Here is a 21,728-nt window from a genome sequence, read left to right as displayed (position 1 = left end):
TTTTACTTTTTAGAATTTGAATTCTTCTTTAAAATCCCCGTTTAAGTCGATTTTTTCGACTTTAGCTACTTTATTCGCTATATCCACCAATGCTCCACTTTTCACAATGCTATGCATAGCTGCAATATCATAGGCCAATACTCTATCTTGATCAGCGTGCGATACTCTTTCTCTTACATATGAATGTGTTGCTTCTATAATAGGTGATGATTTTAATGGACGACGGAAATCCAATGCTTGAGCTGCATAAAGTAATTCTACAGCTAAAATCTGCTCTAGGTTTTCGATAATTTTCAATGTTTTTCTTCCTGATATTGATCCCATTGAAACATGATCTTCCTGACCTAGTGAAGTTGGAACACTATCTGCCGACGCAGGGAAACAAAGTGTTTTATTCTCTGTAACCAAAGCAGCTGATGTATATTGAGGAATCATGAACCCAGAATTCAATCCAACATCTTCCATTAATAATTTTGGCAAACCGAAACGTCCTTCGATCATCATATAACATCTACGATCGGCAATATTTCCAATTTCTGATGCTGCAACACCTGCATAATCCAATGGAAGTGCCAATGGCTGACCATGGAAATTACCTCCTGAAATCGCATTATCTGCATCTAAAATGATAGGGTTATCTGTTACTGAGTTCAGTTCAACTTCTACTAATTCTTTTAAATGTAACCAAGCATTTCTAGAAGCTCCATGCACTTGTGGCATGCATCTTAAAGAATAGGGATCTTGAACACGGTCACAATCTACATGTGATGCCAAAATCTCTGAACCATTTAGCATTTCTCTAAGTCGAGTTGCTACTAATTGAGTTCCTTTATAAGCACGGATAGCATGTAATTCAGGTTCGAAAGGTCTAGAAGAACCCATTAAACCTTCTAATGACATTGCTCCGATTACGTCAGCCGTATCTAAGGCGTTGGCTAATCTTTCTACTACTTTAACAGCATGTGATAAAATGAACTGTGTTCCATTGATTAAAGCCAAGCCCTCTTTTGGTCCTAAAGTAAGTGGTTTTACTCCTAATCTTTTTAAAGCATCCAAAGCCAAAGACTTTGAACCATCTTCTTGATATACTTCACCTAAACCAATTAATGGTAAACACAAATGAGATAATGGAGCCAAATCTCCTGATGCCCCTACCGAACCTTTTTCTGGAACTGTTGGAACAACATCCTTATCAATGTGCCAAATGATTCTTTCTAAAGTAGTCAATGAAATACCAGAAAATCCTTGAGCTAGAGCATGTGCTTTTGTAATCAACATCAATTTAGATGTTTCTTTAGGAATAACTTCCCCTACTCCTACACTATGACTTTGTAGGATTTTATGCTGTAATGTAGAGGTATCTTTTTCAGAAATTGTTGTTGTACAAAGTGGACCAAAACCTGTATTCACTCCATACACAACATCCCCTTTTGTGACAATCTCTTGTACATCCGCTTGGGACTTTAATACTCTCTCTTTTGCTTTTGCATTTAAAACTCCTTGGATATTTCCTCGTGCAATATCCAAAGCGATATTTACCGTTAAACGGTCAATACCATAATTAAATTTTTTCATGTTAGTGTTATATGCTTAGTATGTGGTAAGTTCTTTATAATTTACTGATGACTCTATCAGAAAGATTTTCTTCTTTTAAAGAGTTTTCTAATACTGTCAGTTCTTTTAATAATTGCTGATCTCCTAATTCAGATACCTCTTTCATTGTTTCCTGAAGTGCCTTCCAAATAGGTTTTGACTTCTGTAACAATGCATTTCCTTGATCAGTAAGTTGGATAATTCTTCGTCTTCTATCTATTTCACATTTTTCCATTTGAAGATGCCCCTTTTTAATTAAGGCAGTAGCTAATTGTGAAACAGCAGAATGACTTACTCCTAACTGATCTGATATCTCCCTTAGAGACATCGTTTTATTTTGGTCCAAAAGATAAAAAAATGGGAACCAAGCAGGATCAAAATCAATTCCTTGACGTACATATACCTTACTTACTTCCTGGAGAAATTTTTCTCCTAACCTTTTTAAACGGCTTCCTATAACAAGGCTACCTGCTGATTGATAAAAATCCATAATGTAATTTCATTTTCACTACAAAAATATATAAGTACTTATATATTTACAAATGTTTTAGACGATTTTGTGTAAGTGCTTATATATTTTTTTAATTGTGATAATGTTAAATAAAGCACTTCCTTGTCTATATCATTAAATCATTGGTCAAATAATTGTATTATTGTAAATAAATGTCAAGTATGGAAGTTGCTATTACAGAAGGAATAAAGGTTACAGTAGATAATTATTATATGCCCGAATACTCGGTACCCGATAAAAGGCATTATGTTTTTGGATATAAGATTAAAATTGAAAATTTAAGTGCGTACACGGTTCAGTTATTAAGACGCAATTGGGAAATTTTTGATATTGTCGGCGATAAACGTGAGGTAATAAAAGGTGATGGTGTAATTGGCCAAACCCCTATTATAGATCCGGGTGAATTCTTTGAATACGTATCAGGTTGTCATTTTATCTCACCAATAGGTAAAATGAAAGGAACTTATGAAATGAAAAAAGTAACAGAATCCACTCTTTTTGATGTCGAAATACCTGAATTCACATTACAGCCAAAATTTTCAATTAACTAGTATAGTCTACATCCATCTATCATTAAACCTAAATTATTAGTATCTTGAGTATAAACCTATAGCTGTTTTTTACTCATTATGACTACATTTAATAATACTATCTCTTTAAATCTCAACGACCCTTCATTGCATCAATTAATAGTAGATAAACTATTACATTTTGCAATTTTAGATGGGATAGGCACAATTCTCGACTCCAATCATTATTTCGACCTTAAAAAGAATAAAAATAGCATTCACTCATTTTTTGATTTTAGTAAAGAAAAAAATAAGACTCCTAATGCATTATTAAAACGAACAGAATCGTGGATTGGTCAAATACATTGCAAAATTACACATAGAAAACACGCTGTACTTATCACAAAAATTGATTCAAATTACCTTTGGATTTCTTTTCCTACCAAAAATAAAAAAGAGGTAAACCATCATAAAGAAGTCTTAGAACTGAGGTCAAAAATCATTCAACTTACTGCAAAAGAAAAAAAGCTCCACGCCCTAATTCAAGCCCAAGCACTACCACAGTTGATAAATAACGACAAATCTTTATTATCTGATCTACCTTTGGAACAAGATTTTTCTACTCAAGATACACAAGCTATCTATGATAATGAAGAAAGACAAAGATTGTCGATACAGGCCTCTAAAGAGGGATTATGGGATTGGAACCACCTTACCAGAAAAGTATTTTACTCTAAAGCATTTTTTAATATGTTAGGGTATGATCAACCATCAAAAGAAAAAGATATCACCACCTTATTGTCTATGATTCATCAGGAGGATAGAGTCATAGTAATGAAAGCTTTACAAAGAGATATTCTTGTCAAAGATGGATTTCAGCTCACTTTTAAAATGATTGATAATGAAGGAAATCTTATATGGACCTTATTAAAAACAGCTGTTCAAAGAGATATCAATGGAAAAGTGACTAGAGTAATCGGGAAACATTCTGATATAACGAGTATAAAAAGTCAGTCTGAAAATATACAAAAAGCAGTAATTGATACTGAAGACAAAGAAAGAGAACGGTTTGCAAAAGAGATTCATGATGGTATGGGACAAACATTAACGGCTTCCTTGTATCTATTGGATGAGTTCATAAAAAATTCAGAGACGATCAACTCAGAGGAAAATAAACAACTCTGCAACATAAGAGAAAAGGTAAGAGAAGCCATCAAGGAAGGAAGAAATATTGCCCACAACATTATGCCCACCTCTATTGAAGAAAGAGGATTATGTGGTTCTATTGAAAAGATTGCAAATTATTACAAGGATATAAGCGACAAAAGTTTGTACTTTTTCCATAAGTATGATCAAAAATCTTTATCCCTTTCCAAACAACTATTGTTATTGAGAGTCACTCAAGAAGCAATTACCAATTCTTTTAAACATGGTAAAGCTGACAATGTCAATATCTCGATAATTCAAGATATTGATTTGTTACAGATCACTATTGAAGATAATGGCACTGGTTTTAATGTTGAAGAGATATTAAACGAAGTAAAAAAATCCGGTTTAGGATTACAAAATATGAAACAAAGAGTGAGTTCGATTGGTGGAAAAATACACTTTGAATCTTCCTCTAATTATGGTACTTGTATTCTAATTGAAGTACCAATTTTCACGAATTAACCTGTAAAAATGAAAAAGCATAGAGTACTATTAGTGGATGACCATAGTGTTATTAGACACGGTATCCGATCATACTTTAAAAACTTAGAAGATTTTGATGTTGTAGCTGAAGCCGATTGCGGAGAAAGAGCGTTCAATGCACTAAATTCTATGGATGTCGATTTGATCTTTATGGATATAAGCATGAAAGAAATGGATGGTATTTCTGCTACTAAAAAAATAAAGGAATTATTTCCCGAAATCAAAGTGATCGCATTAAGTATGATGATGGACAGTAGCTACATTAGAAATATGATTGATGCTGGTGCAGATGGCTATTTATTCAAAGACTGTAAGGAAGAGGAAATTTTAAAAGCGGCAAGATCTGTGATGGACGGAGACAGTTACTATTGTTCCTCTGCCACCAAAAATATTATTAGTAGTTATAAAGATCATAAAACCAATGAAGCAAGTGTCAACGATCCTCATTTGATTCTCACTCCTCGCGAAAAAGAAGTTTTACGATTAATCATTGATCAAAAATCGAATAAAGAAATATCTGAAGAATTGTTCATTTCCCTCAGAACTGTAGATGCCCATAAACGTAACTTACTTGAAAAAACAGGGCAAAGAAATGTAGCCGGTTTAGTGATGTATGCCATTAAACACAAGCTATTTGATGACATCAAAGTGTAATATAGGTATTTCACCTATGCCATTTAGGTATTATACTCATTTACAAATGTTTACTTATCTATACCTTTGTAATGTCAGAAAGATAAAGTCTTCCTGTTAAATCTAAAGAACACAAGAAGGTTAAGTATAATAGATAGATAGCACAATAGTTCATCAGTTACAGAATGAGGGAAAAGTCCAAGCTTTTAGCGTGGGCTTTTTTATTTATACAAAAAGCCACATATACATAGAGTATATGTGGCTTTATATATGAACTCAAGTTCTGCTTATTCAGCAGATTCTTGTGGTTTGTAACCAACCAACGCATAGTAAACAAGGTAAGCCTCACAAAGGATAACGATTACCCATGTCCATTGCCAGCTTCCTCCTAATGCATCTGCACTAATACCTTGAATCCAAGGAAGGATTGCACCACCTGCAACACCAATCATTAATGCACCAGAACCTTTTGAAGTATATGGTCCTAATTTATCAATTGCTAAAGCGAAGATCGCTCCCCACATAATAGAGTGCATTAAACCAATACCAACCAATAACCAAAGTTGCTCAGTAAACATACCAAATGCAGTTAGCACTAAAGCGATACCTGCTGTGAATAACAACTGTGTTTGACCTGGAATTTTTGCTAAACCAGATCCGAATAAACGTCCAACTAACATAGAACCCCAGTATAATGTTGCCATTAATGCATGTGCTTCCATAGTAAACTCAGTAAATAATAAGTTTACTGTAATATCTTCTAAACCTAATGTTTTTGCATGAAGTACAATGTTTGAACCTACTGCTACCTCTGCTCCAACGTAAACAAATATCGCAACTACCCCTAAAGTTAAGTGTCTAAAACTCCAAACTGATTTCGTTAATTTAGAAACATCAATAGTTTCCTCATCACCTTCAGCAGCCATTGGGTTTGGTAACTCTAATTTACCTAAAACACCTGCAACTACCGCTACAACAATCATTAAGATCGAAAGTGGAAGTAAAATTTGAGCAACCTCAGGAGTTACACCTCCAAAAATAATACTTGCCACAAAGAAAGGTGCAATTGTAGTACCAATCGAATTTGCCGCACCTGCAATACTTAAACGAGTAACAGAAGATGTCCCTGGTACTTGACATACAGCCAAGAATGGGTTAATAACTGTTTGTAAAACTGCTAAAGCACAACCTAAGCCATAAGAACCTACTAAGAAAATAAAGAACGCTTGAGGTACTTTATTTTCGCCAAAAGCAATACTTGGAAGATCAGCAAATTGAGCTGATAAAGCTTCAATACCTAAAGCAACTACCAACATAATCAGACCTCTGATCAATGTTGTTTTGTGTCCTTTTGTATCTACCCATCTAGAGGCAATGTTACCCATAGTTGGATATCCCATAAAGAATGCGAACGTAATAAACGTTGCTAAAGTGTTTTCAATGTCACCAGCTTCAGATAATAATGCTTCTTTTAGTGGTGCTTGAAATTGTTGGTTAACTACAGTTAAAAAACCAACAATAAACATAAGGCCTACCATTATAAGGAATGGTCCCGTATGATTCTTTTGCTTTGTAGAATTTTCCAAAACGTTTTTATCTAATGTTTCACTCATTGTTTGTAAATCTAGCTTGTTGCTAAAAACCTGCTAATGATGCTAGTAAAAAATTTAGTAGAACGATTAAATTTATATATCTAAGTCACATTTAGCATAAACCGGTTGCAATATAGAAAAAGAATAATGATAGTAGTAATGACACTTATCAGTTTTGTGTAAATGTAAGTTAGCCAAATGTTCTTTTAACATATTTTTTGAAACCTTATTTTTTTTGGTATTTCAACCAAAGAATAAAATCACTACCAAATAAATAACTAAACCTCTTATAACTCAATTTACTATCATAATTATGTTAATAAATAAAATTTGAAGTACAATAATGATCATTGAACTTAAATTTATTTTGGGTTTTTCGGCGATTATTGCAAATTTATATTATGATCAGTGAATTATTTCTGAAAATTATCTCAGGTGCTGTGGTTGGTTATACTACCAACGACTTAGCGTTAAGAATGCTTTTCGAAAAAGTATTGGGTATTCCAAGTATTGTGGAACAGACAAAAGATACTTTTATAAAGAATATCTCTCAGTTGGTAGAATCTGAGATTATTCGTCATGATAATATTAGCGAAGAGGTAAAAAAAGATAAATTTCGAGAAGCTTTTCTGATCATGTTGACTGAATTTATCGAAAATCAGTTAAGAAATGAATTTTCTGAAGACGATAGACTCAAAGACATCCCTGCCATAGATGAATCAATTGATAAACTAATTCTTGTTCTAAACGATCATTTAAGTGATGTCATTAGAAAAGCCTTAGAAGGGGTTTTACCAGAATTAAAAATAGCCGACTTTACCTCTCAACAACAAATTGGAGTAATTAGTGAATCTATTTATGATATTGCTGTAGACACTCTCCATAATCATCATTTTCTCGAAATTTTAAGTAATGATATCTGGCAGGAGTTCAAAAGAGAAAAAGTTTCTGATGTCTTCTCTCCTATAATTTTTGATAGTGTTTCAAATTATACAGGACATTTTTTTGATGAACTACACGATTCATTAAAAGACGGAGAGTTACCCATAGATATATTCCTAAAGAGATTTCTTGATAACATTGAGGCCAATCAATTGATTTTTGACCTCAGCGAAAGTGTATCCAAAAAGAAGTTATCTGAAATACTTGGTTCAGGTGATCATCAAAAAATAGCTAACGAAGTACATAATGTACTATCTAAGGAATTCAGTAATACAAGTGAAAACGCTCCTTTTCGCCGATTGATCGCTATTTTCATAGAAGTTCTAAAGCAAGAAGAAACCACCATTTTCCAGATCCTCCCTCCTGCTATCAGTGATAGTTTCGAAAAATTCATCCGTAAGAATATCCCTATTCTAATGGATGCCGTCATCGAATGGATTCAAGAAAATAGAGAAGAAATAAATCATTTAGTCGATCAGTCTTTCGAAGAAAATTCATCTTCTATAGGAAAATGGCTGGCTAAATTATTTACAAGTTCTGTGGCCGAACAATTTAAAGCGGTAGATGAAATTATTGCTATTGCTAGCGAACATAAATCGGAGGAGAACAAACAAAAGTTTGCACAAGAAGGTACGGAATACATTGTTCAATATCTGAAGCGACATAGTATTGGAAGCTTACTTCAAAAATTTAATCAGGATAAATTAACTGAGGGGTTACATCAGTTAATTATTTCTGTGATTGATGACCGACTATTAGGTAAAGGGGCTGACTCTATGTCTATGATATTAGAGCGAAAGGTGGGGCAAATTTGGTCAGCTGATCGTCAGAAAAATGACTTATTACAACTGACGCAATACCTTATTGATGAAAAATTAGTAAGGGACTTTCTCTATCAGAGGAAATCAACTGATAAAGGAAAGGCTATTGTAGTGGATCGTATTGATCGTATTAAAAATCAGCCTTTATATACCATATTTTCTGATCAAACCATATCAAAGTTTGGCCAGAAAGTACAGAACTACTCTTACAAAACTCTTAAAAACGAGAAGAAATCCTTGCTTCCAAATTTGGAGAAATCTGTTTGGAAGGAAGTTAAACATAAACATTTTTCAGATTATTTTGGGGCTTCTCAAATACAGAGAATCACACCTAAATTAAAAAAGCTAGGGACAAAGTTTTTGAGAAAATTTAGCCACCAAGCTAAAGAAAGACCTATATATGATCTGATTGGAGTTGTTGAAAAAATAGCTTCCCTTCCCTTAAAACTGACCAATGCTATTTTTGGGTATATCGATAGAAATATCAATCGATTAATGCAAGGGCAAGTGAGTAAGATTGTTGAAAAGAACCTTCATAACAAGCACCAACAACTTCCTGAAATGGTCAAAGGTTTTATGGGTAGTAATATGAAACCCATTACTTATTTTGGTGCTATTCTAGGAGCAATTGCTGGTGGTATTACTGCTTTTGTACATTTTGGAGACAACCCTACTTTTATGGCTTTAGGTATTGCTGCAGTATATGGTATAACCGGATTGGGTACCAATTGGATTGCCATAAAAATGATATTCCGTCCATACCGTCCAAAATATCTTTTTGGATTACAGTTGCCTTTTACTCCAAGTGTAATCTCTAGCAACCAATCTAAGTTTGCTCAGAATATGGGTGATTTTGTTGGTCAGCAACTACTCAACGAGGAATCTATAGGATCTGATATTGAAGAAAAATTAGCTTCTCTGAAAACTTCAATTTTCAATACGTTTGTCGAGAGCGATTATAAAACTGTAGATACATTATTAGATACGGAGAAAAAGAATATCAGTAAAAAAATTAGTAAACTGATTGCTCAAGAACTGTTTGCACATCGATACGACTATGCTAAAAAGGCGATCACAGTCTTAGATAAAGAAATTGATGACCTCACTGATATTGACATTATCACTCTAGAAAATACACTTACTAACCTGTCTCAGAAAGAGATTGTTTACACCACTTTATCAAATTATCTAACTGCAAGAGTTATACGTCTGTTAAAAGATGATCTCATGCTAATGGATGCACTTCCAGATAAATTTATTGAGCAAATATTTGAAGGAGTTCGCGAAATTCTAAATCGACAAATTTATAAAACAAATCAGTGGATTCAAAACGATCAACTTTTTGATGAACTCAAAATTATTTTTAGAGATAAGTTGATGAATTATCGATCAAAAACACTCGATGATATCGCTCTATTTTCTGAAAATAAAGAGAAAATCAAATATAAAGTTTGGGACTTTATGAATGATTCTATTCATAATTCTGAATTCCAAGAAAAGGTATTCCGTTTAATTGAAAGAGAGATTCATAAATACTCAGAAAAAGACCTTCCTATTCGCGATCTCTTTGGAGGTAGACCTTATGCTTTACTTCAGGAACAAAGCATTGAGATGATTGACCAACTGATGGAAAAAATTATTGGCCGAATCAGAAAGAATGATGAAGAATATGCGAATAAGGTGTATAATAAAGCAAGAAACAAACAACCTTTAGCTGTCCTGTATGAGGGAATTATCAAGAAGACTACTAAGGATTTAGTAAATAACAAAATCCCAGAATTATTAATTAAAGGACTTCCGGATATCACTCAAAAAGTACAAAATAAGATTTCCATCATCGCTAAAGAAACAAAAGTAAAAGAGCTAGAAATCAGCATTCAAAATGAAGCTTTAAAAGACACAGTGAAGAGCTTGGTTAAAAACCAGCGATTAACTACCTCTATTCAGTATGTTCTAAATCGTATAGTGGACGAGGTCTTTAAAACTAAAATTGAAGATATACTTAATGTAGGAGATGTTACTGAAGGAGAATTGTATGATTCATTAAGTAGAAATTTAGCTCCAGAAATAGAAATAGTCAGAAAACATTTAGATGTTCAATTATCTGATAATCAAAAAACAGCTTTAATCGTTAATGATTTGCTTGTAATGATTATCGATATTTTCAACAAAATTGTATTGACCAAGAAGGTGAAGGACATTTTTGAAGGTGTAGATGAACACAATTTAGAACTTGGTATTCAGGACACTTTCAACCTTCTACTCAACTCAAGATCATTCCAAAAACTTACTTCACAATTGGCCTCAACTTTGGCTCAGGATATAGGTAGTAAGGGTATGCATCAAATATTTGATAAACAACAATTGCTACATGATTTAGAAAGAGGAATTTATCATTCCTTAGAAAACCATAAGATACAAGAGCAAATTCGAGATATCACAGGTGGATTATCCCATATCATCTTGGATAATTTCAATCATTCACTAAAAAGAGAAACGAAAGATTATTTATTGAATAAGATGTTAGACGGTTTAATGAAGTCGGCTATACCACATTCAAGTAAATTAATCCAAAAAATTGACTTTAAAGGCATTGTTGTCAAAGAGATCAATATGATGGATCCTCAAAAAATTGAGGAGTTATTTTATGGCTTTGCAGGCATGTATTTTAACCGTTTAATTATTTATGGTTTTATACTTGGTCTTCCTATTGGTGCCATGTTAGATTTTGGCTTAATTCAATTGGTAAGTTTCCTATTAAAAGACTAATTTTATATAGACTATTAATCCGTTGATAACTACTGAGACGTCTTATAAAATAATACTATGAAAAAGTTTCTATTGTGGCTCGCTATTGTAACTCTATATTTTTCAATCCCTGTTTTTAGTCAGAATTCTGCTTCTGAATTGATGTTTTCATACGATTCATCAATTACTAAAATGAGGAAAAACATTATTAGATATAATGTCACACCTCAAATTTTATGGGGTAGTAATAATTTTGTTTTAGGTTACGAAAGAAGATTAAGTGATTTTGAATCGGTTTCACTTAATGTGGGCTTTTTAACCTTCCCTAAATTGGCTCAGTTAGCCATTGCTGATTCACTTATAGCAAGAGATCATCAGAATACTGGTTTTTCCGTTGCAGCCGATTATAGAAGGTATTTCAAGAAAAGAAACAGAGGTTTCGCCCCTGATGGTTTATACTGGGGACCTTATATCGCCTATTACAGATATAATTTTAAAAATCGATTGAACTTCATAGACTCTTTAGGGAATCAGGTGACTGGGTCTTATGCAGAATTTCAAGGTTCTGCAAATATTATCAATGTTGGTGTAGAATTAGGATATCAATTTGTCATCAAGAAGCGAATTGCCGTAGATTTAATTATGGTCGGTCCTGGGTATGGATTTTATGGAGGCAAGCTTAAACTAGATTCAAATGTTGAAATATCTGATGAAGATGAAATTTTATCTGAAATTAGAGATCGATTAGTGAATAAATTTCCTGTTTTAGATGGTTTATTGGAAGGACAGGAAGTAGAAACGAGTGGAGATTATGGAACTTGGACCGGAGGACTCAGGTTTGTGATTCAGGTGGGATATGTTTTTTGATGAATAATAAAAAGGAAGTCATTTTAGCCTGATATTGTTTTGAAAAGAATAAGATTTAAACCTTATCATATAATATCTTTAAGCTGAAATAACTCCCTGGTCTTATCTATTTTAACCTAATTATTAAAAGAATCGACCACAAATTTCTTGTGGAATTTCTACTTCACCACTCATGTTGGTGGAGGTAAAAGTCATGTCAAATTCATATGTTTGTCTTTTGTAGTATATCTTAAATTTATAGTTTTTATTTAGTTCAACATTATAGATCCTTCCATAACCTCTTCTAATCCAACCTGCCCAACGATAATACCCTTGATCATCGTAAATATAAAGGCTTTGCGATCTTCTAACTGTTCTATCTCCACAGTAACCAATATAATTTACATCTACATTTACATAATCTGGAAGGGACCTGAATAATTGGTTCAAATCCACACTTACTTGTGCATTTGCACAAGAGGTAAAACTTGAAGATCTATATAAAATTTCACCTGGGTTTCTTCTACTTCTTCCAGAAAACACAACCATCTGTAATGGTCTATTAGCCGGTGCATTCAATAAATTAATTGATTGTCCATCATATAAAGTGTAGTTTTTTGTCGCCCAATAAGAAATAGGTTGATTGGTTCCTGCCCATACCACAGACATTAAAACTCTTTTCCCATTGGTAGCTAAAGGATAATCACTTGCTGAGATATTAATATTCGTCGGGGCATAATTTGGATTCCTTTGCCAGGTGTATGGCCACCACCATCTTCCTCTATTAGGACTGTATACTCTTATATATTTACTACATCGAATTCCATAAAAGTCTAGATTGTACCAGCTAAGATGATCTGTTGAGTAATTGACTTCTAAATTTCCATTATTGTTCGTTACTGTTTCTGTACTATGGTACTCCCATGTACCATCATCTCTACTGTAAGACCAAATTGGCACCTCATCTCCTGCTTTTATTTGCTCTTGTGTATCTGGATTCATCACTGATGCATTTACCTGAGTGGTAATTTGAATAGGTTGAGAAAAACCCTTCACTTCTGTTTCTCCAATAAACATATCTATGGAAGCAAATCCTGCTGTAGCAAAATCAATATCTCCCCTCATATTTCCTTCTTCATCTAAAACCCCAACAGGAGAAAAGCCTCCCGGGAAAGATGATAAGGCAGATTGTGATGAGGCATCAAAATTGACGGCCGTTAAAGATAAATCAGAACCTGAGATAGGATTACCATCGGCATCAAAGAAAGTTGTACCAGCAGGAATAGTCACTTTTGTTGACACTTGTCCTTCTGATGAAGGAGTGGTCGTTACATTAAAGTCACTTGATACTGCATTATTGATTAAAGTGACCGAAGCGGTAGTCACATTTACTCCCTCGGGGGCATTTTCTAAATTAACAAGATTTGCAGAAAGAAATACAGTAGAATCTTCAGCCTCTATGGTTAAAGGTATAGTTGTCGTTAAATATCCTTCACCTGACACCTTTAATATCACACTTACAGGTTCTTCTTGATTAGCTAAAGGATTAACGACCATCGATAAAATACCATCTACAATAGATAATTCTGGTTCACCTCCATCGTTTAATATCTTTGAGGCATCATCACCTAATACTTCTACAGTAAGTTTATCTGTCCCATCAAGTTTAGATTGATCTGTTGGATCAAAGAATTGGACATTAGCTCTTTGTTCAAATACATCTGCAGAAACATCAAGGGTAATTCCTTCAATAGGATTTTGACATGCCCATAACAAAAATGGTAAAGTCAGATAAGGCAAGTAGTTTTTGTACATAGTTTTTGGGTAAAATGAGAGTTAGTAATTAAAATTTTGTGTAAAATAGATCTAAAATTATAAAGTTGAAATCCCCCAAAAGAGGGATATTATAAAAAAGGTCAACCCACTTAGTAGGTCGACCTATTCATTTCAATTTCTAACTTGCATTATCTTTGTGCAAAATTGATATTGAAAGTTGTTCTAAACTCTAAACTATTATAGTTTACATTTACTTTTTCGTACTCGTTGTTGTACACTTTTACATCAGGTACGATATGATAAATAGCAGCTAAACTAAACCATCCGAAATCAACACCAAACTCGGGAGCATAACCTACTGTAGTTGATTTATTGAAGGTTAACACAATAGGATTGTCACTATTTTGAATATTCATTTTACCTGGTGTAACTGAGTATGAACCAACTCCAAAACCTAAATATGGTCTAATTCTACTTTCACTAAAGTGATATAATACTTTACCTGAAAAATGTTTAAATTTTGTCGCTTCAAAATTTGCCTTATCTAAATTTTCTGGTGCTAATACTGCATATGAACCACCATATTCAGCTCCAACTGATAATTTCGGTGTAATATTAAATAAAGCCATTACATGGTAATTTCCTCCTAATCCGTTCATATCTAGACCAGAACCTTTTTCTGATACATTAGATATACCACCACCAAAACCAACTGTAACTAATTTATCTTGTGCATAAGTAGTAATTCCTAAAAAGGACAGAAATAAGATGATTGCTAACTTTTTCATGATGAATATTTTTTGAGATAATAAAATTTGTTTTGTAGTATGATCAAATAAACGAGTTTAACATCGTGTTAAGTTTTTTAACAATTTTTAATTTCTCGAAAATATGCCTTAAATGGCATAAAAACGCACAAAAATAATTGTTAATAAAAACTCCTATTTGAAATACAAATAGGAGTCTTCTTTAAAAGTTAAATTTTTCTTTCCATTTAGAAGCCAAAATAAATATTATAAGAAGCTCTAAATTCTAGATTGGTATATGTTATTAGATCATTAGAAAAACTTGTATCAACTCCAGCTACAACATGATACAATGCTGCCACATGAAAACCTTTATAATTTAAGCCTACTTCTGGTGCAAAACCTCCTGCAGATTTAGTTTCCGCTTCGATAACGATTTTTTCAGGTCCATTAGGCAATGGATTCGGAAAGGATGCTTTACCAGGGTTTACAGTATAATAACCTGCTCCGCAACCCACATAAGGTCTTAAATCATTATTACCAAAATGATAAAATCCTTTTATTGAGATATTGGTAATTGTTGTTCTTTCAATTTCTGCTGCATCGTAAGGGGGATAATCAAATTTTAAATCTACACCCACCCACTCGTACTCTATACCGCCAGAGATTCTAGGTGTAATTTTATAGAAAGCATTAAAAAAGTAATTGAATCCAGTTCCTTTAGATTTATCTACACCACTTTTAAAGTTAGTTATTGATACACCAGGACCTAATCCGATAGAAAATTTTTTATCTTGAGCATGTAACACAGTAGAAAATAAGCCCAATAAAAAAAAGAGAGTTAATTTCTTCATAATTAAAATTGATATTTCTCCTCTACTAAGAAAAAATTGCACCAATTTTTAATTATATAAATTATCCAAAATAAGTCTATTCATTTTTGAGCAAAAAAAAAACCGATAACAAATCAATGTTATCGGTTTATCAGATCACTGTGATCCGACCAGGACTCGAACCTGGAACCTACTGCTTAGAAGGCAGTTGCTCTATCCAGTTGAGCTATCGGACCATCCTTAAGGTTCTTCGTGTCGGGATGGCAGGATTCGAACCTGCGACCCCCTGGTCCCAAACCAGGTACACTAACCGGACTGTGCTACATCCCGAAGAAACTCCCAAAAGGAAGGTTTAATATGTTGTGATCCGACCAGGACTCGAACCTGGAACCTACTGCTTAGAAGGCAGTTGCTCTATCCAGTTGAGCTATCGGACCATCCTTTAAGTTCTTCGTGTCGGGATGGCAGGATTCGAACCTGCGACCCCCTGGTCCCAAACCAGGTACACTAACCGGACTGTGCTACATCCCGAAGAAACATCCTAAAGGAGGTTTAATATTTCAGTGATCCGACCAGGACTCGAACCTGGAACCTACTGCTTAGAAGGCAGTTGCTCTATCCAGTTGAGCTATCGGACCATCCTTATAAAGGTTCTTAGTTGTCGGGATGGCAGGATTCGAACCTGCGACCCCCTGGTCCCAAACCAGGTACACTAACCGGACTGTGCTACATCCCGATAAGAACCTTCCATAAAGGAAGGCACTAGACAAAAACGTGATCCGACCAGGACTCGAACCTGGAACCTACTGCTTAGAAGGCAGTTGCTCTATCCAGTTGAGCTATCGGACCATCCAATAAAGGTTCTTCATTGTCGGGATGGCAGGATTCGAACCTGCGACCCCCTGGTCCCAAACCAGGTACACTAACCGGACTGTGCTACATCCCGAGTACCCTTCAACAGGAGCGTTTTTGTTTAATGCGGTGCAAAGGTGGTTGTTTTGTGTTTAATACGCAAGTATGCACCTAACTTTTTTATGCTAACCAATGTAAACACATTAATTATCATCGGTTTGTATTTAGCTTTTTTATTGCCACTACTCGATCAGCACGGTCTCCAGGACCTCTATAGTATACAATTATGTCGTACGTATTCCTTGTCAGGTTGAAACTTCCTTCGATAATTCGGTCGTCTCTTTTGGTCTTTGAGGGATCAAGAACAGTGTACATATAGTCGTATCTACCTTGTTTTAAAAGTGCACTTCCTACATATGATTTCTTCTGCGGATCATAAACAAGTTTGTATTCTTCATTTAATTGCCATTCGGAAAAGCTACCATAAGCATAAACATCACCTTGATATGGACCATCCACTTTTAAATTAAATACTACTTCCATGTAATCTGCTTCCAACCATGGTTCCTGCTTACCAAAGGCATGAATTACATATCCACCATTGTAATCGTTTTGTTGCTGATTAAATGCTTTACCATTTCTCACTAAATCGTTATGTAATCGAACCCTTGTAAAGTTTTTCAAAACGTCTGTAGTAGAAATAGAGGGACCTCCTCCATTAATGCTACTTGTTTCAAATACTCTAAACTCGTTTGAACCTAAAAATGAATTTTCTCCATTTGAATAAGAATAGTCTAAGGTATTTTCATGTCCTTTGATAAATCTTGGTTTTAGATTTTCTAATGAATTATCCCAACGACCGTTTTGTAAGATGGCTACACTAAAATCTCTTTTTAGATTTACAGAAACCAAGTTTTTATAATTCACTGAGAAATCAATTTGTTGTTCATATCTACGTTGGCCTCCAATTCTATCTACTACTTTTGCTCCAATTGCAGCCGTCTCTTCTGATACAACAAAGCGTTTAGTAATAATCAAATCCTTTTTATTTCCTTCTTTATACACCATCAATAAGTAATTACCAGACATCTGTACTTGTGGTAATTGGAACTTAAAGTGAACAAAAGGAACTCTTGTATTTATCGAAAAATCAAAATCATTTAATTTGAAAGAATTATAATCTTTCATGAATTCGATAGGTTGCAACTCTGAAGGCGTCCAATCCCTATTACAATGAACTAATTCTGCTTCATAGTAATCCGCATCATCACCAAATACATCAAATTCTAATATAATTGGTACTCTTTTTCTTAAAGAAATGATAGGCAAATTCAACTGTTTATCAACTAAATTTCCTCCTAAAGTATATAGCTGAACTGTTCTAACATTTGGATCATAAATGAAGTCAGCGTATCTAATTTTTTTATTTTTATAATCAGACATACTCACTAACTCCCACTTTTTTGATTGTGCTTGTATTTGATATGAAAAAATGAAAATCAAAAAGAAGGAGAGAATATTTTTTATATAATTCATTTGATAAAGTTTAATTCACCTTAAAAATACAATTTTGATACAGAGGATTAAAATAATTTAGATAATACAACATTTATAGTTGATTTTTAATCTACTACAGTTTTCAATTTAGAATCAATCTCAATAAGTGTAAAAAACACTTTATTTCAGAATATTATCCTATTTAAATCCAAAACTTCTCTTAAATTAGTTATACCAACTTTATAGTAAATATTTGTAAATCTCCTTTTAAACTACTTTATTAGCAGAAAATACTCTGCTTGCATAACATTTTTTATACACATAAAGTTATACAGGTAACATTAAACACATAAAATACAACACTATGATGCAGATTGTGCAACAACTTCTTTTTGTCGCCGCAATCGGATATACAGGTTTTTTAGTATCCAAACGAGCGAGATTCATATACAGAAATATCAATTTAGGTAAAGGCATCGAAGACCAAGAAGATAAAGGAAAGCGATTTGGTAACATGATGCGTTTGGCGTTTGGTCAACAAAAGATGTTTGACCGCCCTATCGTTGGTTTGCTTCACTTTGCAGTTTATGCTGGATTTCTATTAATCAATATCGAAGTTTTAGAGATTGTACTTGATGGTGTTACTGGTCAGCATAGAATATTCTCTAACGTTATACCGCAAGGTACTTATTACTTTTTAGCAAGTTTCTTCGAAGCAATGGCTGTTTTGGTGACAGTTTCATGTTTGATTTTCTTAATCCGTAGAAATGCTTTAAGAATTCCTCGTTTTCATATGAAGGAAATGAAAGGATGGCCATACAGAGATGCTAACTATATTCTGTATGCAGAAGTAATTTTAATGAGTATGTTGTTATCTATGAATGCATCTGATGCAGCTTTACAAGCATTAGGCAACGATCATTATCCTCAAGTTGGAGCATTTTTAGTTTCCCAATATTTAGTTCCTCTTTTTAGTGCTTTACCAGAAACAGCATTAGTGGCTGTCGAAAGAAGTGCATGGTGGGTACATATTCTTGGTATTTTTGCCTTTGCAGTATACGTAACTTACTCTAAGCACCTTCATATTTTCTTGGCCTTCCCAAATACTTATTTTGCAAGGTTATCTCCAAAGGGAAAAATGGAAAATATGGAGTCTGTGACCAATGAGGTAAAAATCATGTTAGGTATGCCTGTGGAGAATGCTGATAATGGTGATTCTGAAGAAATGCCTACGTTCGGTGCCAAAGACGTTCAAGATCTATCATGGAGAAACATCATGAATGCCTACTCTTGTACTGAATGTGGACGTTGTACTTCTCAATGTCCTGCAAACATTACAGGAAAGAAACTTTCACCACGTAAAGTGATGATGGATGTAAGAGACCGAGCAGATGAAGTAGGCAAAAACATGGATGCCAATGGAGGTAAGTTCGAAGATGATGGTAAAATGTTGTACAATGACTTTATCTCAAAAGAAGAATTGATGGCCTGTACGAGTTGTAATGCTTGTGCTGAAGCTTGTCCAATTAATATCGATCCATTAAACATTATCTTGGAAATGAGAAGATATGTTGCAATGGAAGAGTCTGGAACACCACAAGAATGGAATATGGTATTCCAAAACATAGAAAACAACCAAGCTCCATGGGCATTTGCTGCTAGCGACCGTTTCAAATGGGGCGAAGACCTAAGACAGGTCGAAAAAACACAAAAACAAAAACAAGACGCTTAATCTAAACACACATGGCTGAAAATAATTTCTTAAAAGTCCCTACAATGGCCGAAATGGTGGCCGAAGGCAATCACCCAGAAGTATTGTTTTGGGTAGGATGTGCAGGGTCTTATGACGATAGATATAAAAGGGTAATTACTGCCTTTGTAAAAATATTAAACGAAGTAAATGTAAACTTTGCTGTTCTTGGTCCGGAAGAAAGTTGTACTGGTGATCCTGCAAGGAGAGCCGGAAACGAATTCCTTTTTCAAATGCAAGCAATGCAAAACATTGAGGTACTGAATGGATACGAAATCAAAAAGATTGTTACAGCTTGTCCTCACTGTTTTAACACGATCAAAAACGAATACCCTGCTTTGGGTGGTAATTATGATGTCATGCATCACTCTCAATTCCTTCAATCCTTAATTAATGAGGGAAGATTAAAGTTGGAAGATGGTGGTGTTTATAAAGGAAAGAAAATCACCTTCCACGATTCATGTTATTTGGGTAGAGCAAATGATGTATACGAAGCACCAAGAAGTGTTATTCAAGCATTAGATGCAGATTTAGTAGAGATGAAACGCTGCAAAACAAATGGGTTATGTTGTGGTGCAGGTGGATCTCAGATGTTCAAAGAACCTGAAGAAGGCAATAAAGACATCAATATTGAACGTACGGAAGAGGCCTTGGATACTAAAGCAAAAGTAATTGCTGCAGGCTGTCCTTTCTGTATGACGATGCTAAGTGATGGAGTAAAAAACAAAGAAAAAGAAAAAGAAGTCCAAGTACTTGATATTGCTGAATTAGTTGCAGAATCAAAAGGACTATAAATCACTATTTTTTTCAATCGGATATTAAAACGAGATCATCTTAATGGTCTCGTTTTTTATTTATCATTTGATGAAATAGTAGGATTACTAAACAAAATATTTTCTTTCTCTGTTTTTAAGTTACGTATTTCACATGTGTTGAACTGTGATTATTATTTTTTTCATTTTTTGAATCTATATTGCATAAAATTTATATTATGTACACACCAATATCAAACCTTTCCGACAGTTCTAGACTTTGGATATACCAATCAAATAGAACATTTACTGACAATGAAAAAAGTCAAATTTCAGAAGCTCTTAAACAATTCACTTCTACGTGGAATGCCCATGGAAGTGATCTACAAAGTAGCTTTGAAATCGTAAAAGATTTATTTATTGTGATTGCTGTAGATGAAGAAAGTTCTGCTGCATCAGGTTGTTCTATCGATAAATGTGTTGGTCTTATCCGACATTTTGAAGAAGCGTTTGGTTTATCTTTATTTGAAAGAACAAATGTGGCTTATGATACAGGAGATAGCATCAAAATATTCACGATGAATCAAGCCAAAAGTCTTATTGGAGATAACGTGATACAACCAACTACTCCTATTTACGACAACACTGTAAATAATCTTGGAGAATTCAGAAAAAACTGGATCAAAAATGCTGATCAATCTTGGTTAAAACGATTCTTTGTATCAGCATAAACCATTATCAATATATTAAAAATGAGTATTAAAAATTTATTAATCGTGAGTACCTCTACTGTACACGGTAAAGGATACTTGGCGTATTGTGAAGAAGCCATTCAATCTTTTTTCAGTGGAATTGAAGAAGTGATTTTTATTCCATACGCACGTCCAGGTGGAATTACTCATGAGGAATATACAGAAGTAGCCTGTAAGAAATTTAATGAATTAGGTTTCAAAATGAGAGGTCTTCATGAATTTGACAACCCTATTGAAGCGATTGAAAATGCTAAAGGTATCTTTACAGGAGGCGGAAATACATTTGTATTGCTAGATCAATTGCAGAAAAATAATTTGATTCCAGCCATTCAGAAAAAGGTATCAAAAGGGTTGCGTTATATGGGTACAAGTGCAGGTTCTAATATTACTGGCTTAACTGTAAATACAACGAACGACATGCCTATTGTTCACCCTGAGTCATTGAATGCACTGGCCTTAGTTCCATTTAATTTGAATCCTCATTATTTAGATCCGGATCCAACTTCCAAACACATGGGAGAAACTAGAGAAACTAGAATCAAAGAATTCCATGCTTATAATAATCAAGTAGTTGTAGGTTTAAGAGAGGGTTCTTGGCTACATGTTCAAGACAACAAAATCTCGCTTGAAGGCCCCCTATCCGCTCGTATTTTCGAAAAAGACAAGACTCCATATGAGTTGAATCCTTCTGATGATTTTTCATTCCTATTGAAATAAAATCATTCGATTATTAAAATAAATCTGAGACTGTTTTATAAGAAGTTGATAATATCTTTAGACCTAGAGCTATGGAGAATTTATCATTTATAAAACAGTCTCATTTTTAATACATTGATTCATCATTATTTAATTGATCAAATAATCTTTCATCAAATGATAGATT

The 21,728-nt window shown here is 33.9% G+C and carries 16 protein-coding genes and 8 tRNA genes; 9 read left to right on the top strand and 15 right to left on the bottom strand.

The window, feature by feature from the left end:
• Positions 1-9: 9 nt before the first annotated feature.
• Both hutH and KMW28_RS09160 read right to left on the bottom strand, forming a co-directional pair.
• Positions 10-1,575: a histidine ammonia-lyase gene (gene hutH, locus KMW28_RS09165; RefSeq protein WP_169665407.1), complete on the bottom strand. Its 1,566-nt coding sequence runs from the start codon at positions 1,573-1,575 to the stop codon at positions 10-12.
• Positions 1,576-1,609: 34 nt separating this feature from the next.
• A complete protein-coding gene (locus tag KMW28_RS09160; protein ID WP_169665408.1) occupies positions 1,610-2,083 on the bottom strand; it encodes a MarR family winged helix-turn-helix transcriptional regulator in 474 nt (157 codons plus the stop codon).
• 182 nt (positions 2,084-2,265) lie between these two features.
• Between KMW28_RS09160 and apaG the strand changes: the two genes are divergently transcribed.
• The 3 genes from apaG to KMW28_RS09145 all read left to right on the top strand — a co-directional run bounded on the left by apaG (position 2,266) and on the right by KMW28_RS09145 (position 4,959).
• Positions 2,266-2,655: a Co2+/Mg2+ efflux protein ApaG gene (gene apaG / locus KMW28_RS09155; protein ID WP_066213095.1), complete on the top strand. Its 390-nt coding sequence runs from the start codon at positions 2,266-2,268 to the stop codon at positions 2,653-2,655.
• Between the two features lie 78 nt (positions 2,656-2,733).
• Entirely contained in the window at positions 2,734-4,284 is a 1,551-nt protein-coding gene (locus tag KMW28_RS09150; protein ID WP_169665409.1) for a sensor histidine kinase, read from the top strand.
• 9 nt (positions 4,285-4,293) lie between these two features.
• Complete coding sequence (locus tag KMW28_RS09145; RefSeq protein ID WP_066208062.1) at positions 4,294-4,959, top strand: response regulator; 666 nt, start codon at positions 4,294-4,296, stop codon at positions 4,957-4,959.
• Positions 4,960-5,225: 266 nt separating this feature from the next.
• Here KMW28_RS09145 and KMW28_RS09140 read toward each other — a convergent pair whose 3' ends face one another.
• A complete protein-coding gene (locus KMW28_RS09140) occupies positions 5,226-6,551 on the bottom strand; it encodes an MFS transporter (RefSeq protein ID WP_169665410.1) in 1,326 nt (441 codons plus the stop codon).
• Positions 6,552-6,931: 380 nt separating this feature from the next.
• Between KMW28_RS09140 and KMW28_RS09135 the strand changes: the two genes are divergently transcribed.
• A complete protein-coding gene (locus KMW28_RS09135) occupies positions 6,932-11,062 on the top strand; it encodes a DUF445 family protein (RefSeq protein WP_169665411.1) in 4,131 nt (1,376 codons plus the stop codon).
• A gap of 57 nt (positions 11,063-11,119) precedes the next feature.
• The gene (locus KMW28_RS09130) at positions 11,120-11,908 is read left to right on the top strand and encodes a DUF3575 domain-containing protein (protein ID WP_169665412.1); all 789 of its coding nucleotides are present in this window, start codon (positions 11,120-11,122) and stop codon (positions 11,906-11,908) included.
• Positions 11,909-12,031: 123 nt separating this feature from the next.
• Here KMW28_RS09130 and KMW28_RS09125 read toward each other — a convergent pair whose 3' ends face one another.
• The 12 genes from KMW28_RS09125 to KMW28_RS09070 form a co-directional block, all read right to left on the bottom strand.
• Complete coding sequence (locus KMW28_RS09125) at positions 12,032-13,702, bottom strand: hypothetical protein (RefSeq protein ID WP_169665413.1); 1,671 nt, start codon at positions 13,700-13,702, stop codon at positions 12,032-12,034.
• 149 nt (positions 13,703-13,851) lie between these two features.
• Complete coding sequence (locus KMW28_RS09120) at positions 13,852-14,451, bottom strand: outer membrane beta-barrel protein (protein WP_169665414.1); 600 nt, start codon at positions 14,449-14,451, stop codon at positions 13,852-13,854.
• 206 nt (positions 14,452-14,657) lie between these two features.
• The gene (locus tag KMW28_RS09115; RefSeq protein ID WP_169665415.1) at positions 14,658-15,263 is read right to left on the bottom strand and encodes an outer membrane beta-barrel protein; all 606 of its coding nucleotides are present in this window, start codon (positions 15,261-15,263) and stop codon (positions 14,658-14,660) included.
• 141 nt (positions 15,264-15,404) lie between these two features.
• Positions 15,405-15,478: transfer RNA gene (locus KMW28_RS09110), tRNA-Arg, on the bottom strand.
• A 19-nt stretch (positions 15,479-15,497) separates the two neighbouring features.
• Positions 15,498-15,572, bottom strand: a tRNA-Pro gene (locus tag KMW28_RS09105).
• Positions 15,573-15,605: 33 nt separating this feature from the next.
• Positions 15,606-15,679 (bottom strand) — tRNA-Arg (locus tag KMW28_RS09100).
• Positions 15,680-15,698: 19 nt separating this feature from the next.
• A tRNA-Pro gene (locus tag KMW28_RS09095) sits at positions 15,699-15,773 on the bottom strand.
• A 33-nt stretch (positions 15,774-15,806) separates the two neighbouring features.
• Positions 15,807-15,880 (bottom strand) — tRNA-Arg (locus KMW28_RS09090).
• A 23-nt stretch (positions 15,881-15,903) separates the two neighbouring features.
• Positions 15,904-15,978 (bottom strand) — tRNA-Pro (locus KMW28_RS09085).
• 39 nt (positions 15,979-16,017) lie between these two features.
• Positions 16,018-16,091, bottom strand: a tRNA-Arg gene (locus KMW28_RS09080).
• Positions 16,092-16,113: 22 nt separating this feature from the next.
• Positions 16,114-16,188: transfer RNA gene (locus KMW28_RS09075), tRNA-Pro, on the bottom strand.
• A gap of 116 nt (positions 16,189-16,304) precedes the next feature.
• Complete coding sequence (locus KMW28_RS09070; RefSeq protein WP_169664503.1) at positions 16,305-17,630, bottom strand: type IX secretion system plug protein; 1,326 nt, start codon at positions 17,628-17,630, stop codon at positions 16,305-16,307.
• Between the two features lie 325 nt (positions 17,631-17,955).
• On the opposite strand from KMW28_RS09070, the gene KMW28_RS09065 reads away from it, so the two are divergent.
• From KMW28_RS09065 to pepE, 4 genes are all read left to right on the top strand, one after another.
• Positions 17,956-19,323 carry a (Fe-S)-binding protein gene (locus tag KMW28_RS09065; protein WP_317171252.1) on the top strand — a complete coding sequence of 456 codons (1,368 nt, stop codon included), beginning with the start codon at positions 17,956-17,958 and terminating at the stop codon, positions 19,321-19,323.
• Between the two features lie 11 nt (positions 19,324-19,334).
• Entirely contained in the window at positions 19,335-20,135 is an 801-nt protein-coding gene (locus KMW28_RS09060) for a (Fe-S)-binding protein (protein ID WP_066208076.1), read from the top strand.
• A 197-nt stretch (positions 20,136-20,332) separates the two neighbouring features.
• Positions 20,333-20,824, top strand: a complete 492-nt coding sequence (locus tag KMW28_RS09055; protein WP_169664504.1) for an ABC transporter ATPase — start codon at positions 20,333-20,335, stop codon at positions 20,822-20,824.
• Positions 20,825-20,845: 21 nt separating this feature from the next.
• The gene (pepE, locus tag KMW28_RS09050) at positions 20,846-21,562 is read left to right on the top strand and encodes a dipeptidase PepE (RefSeq protein ID WP_205958190.1); all 717 of its coding nucleotides are present in this window, start codon (positions 20,846-20,848) and stop codon (positions 21,560-21,562) included.
• Positions 21,563-21,728: the final 166 nt, after the last annotated feature.

It is taken from the genome of Flammeovirga yaeyamensis, assembly GCF_018736045.1.
Lineage (GTDB): Bacteria > Bacteroidota > Bacteroidia > Cytophagales > Flammeovirgaceae > Flammeovirga > Flammeovirga yaeyamensis.
This window is presented reverse-complemented; position numbering and strand designations above follow the sequence as displayed.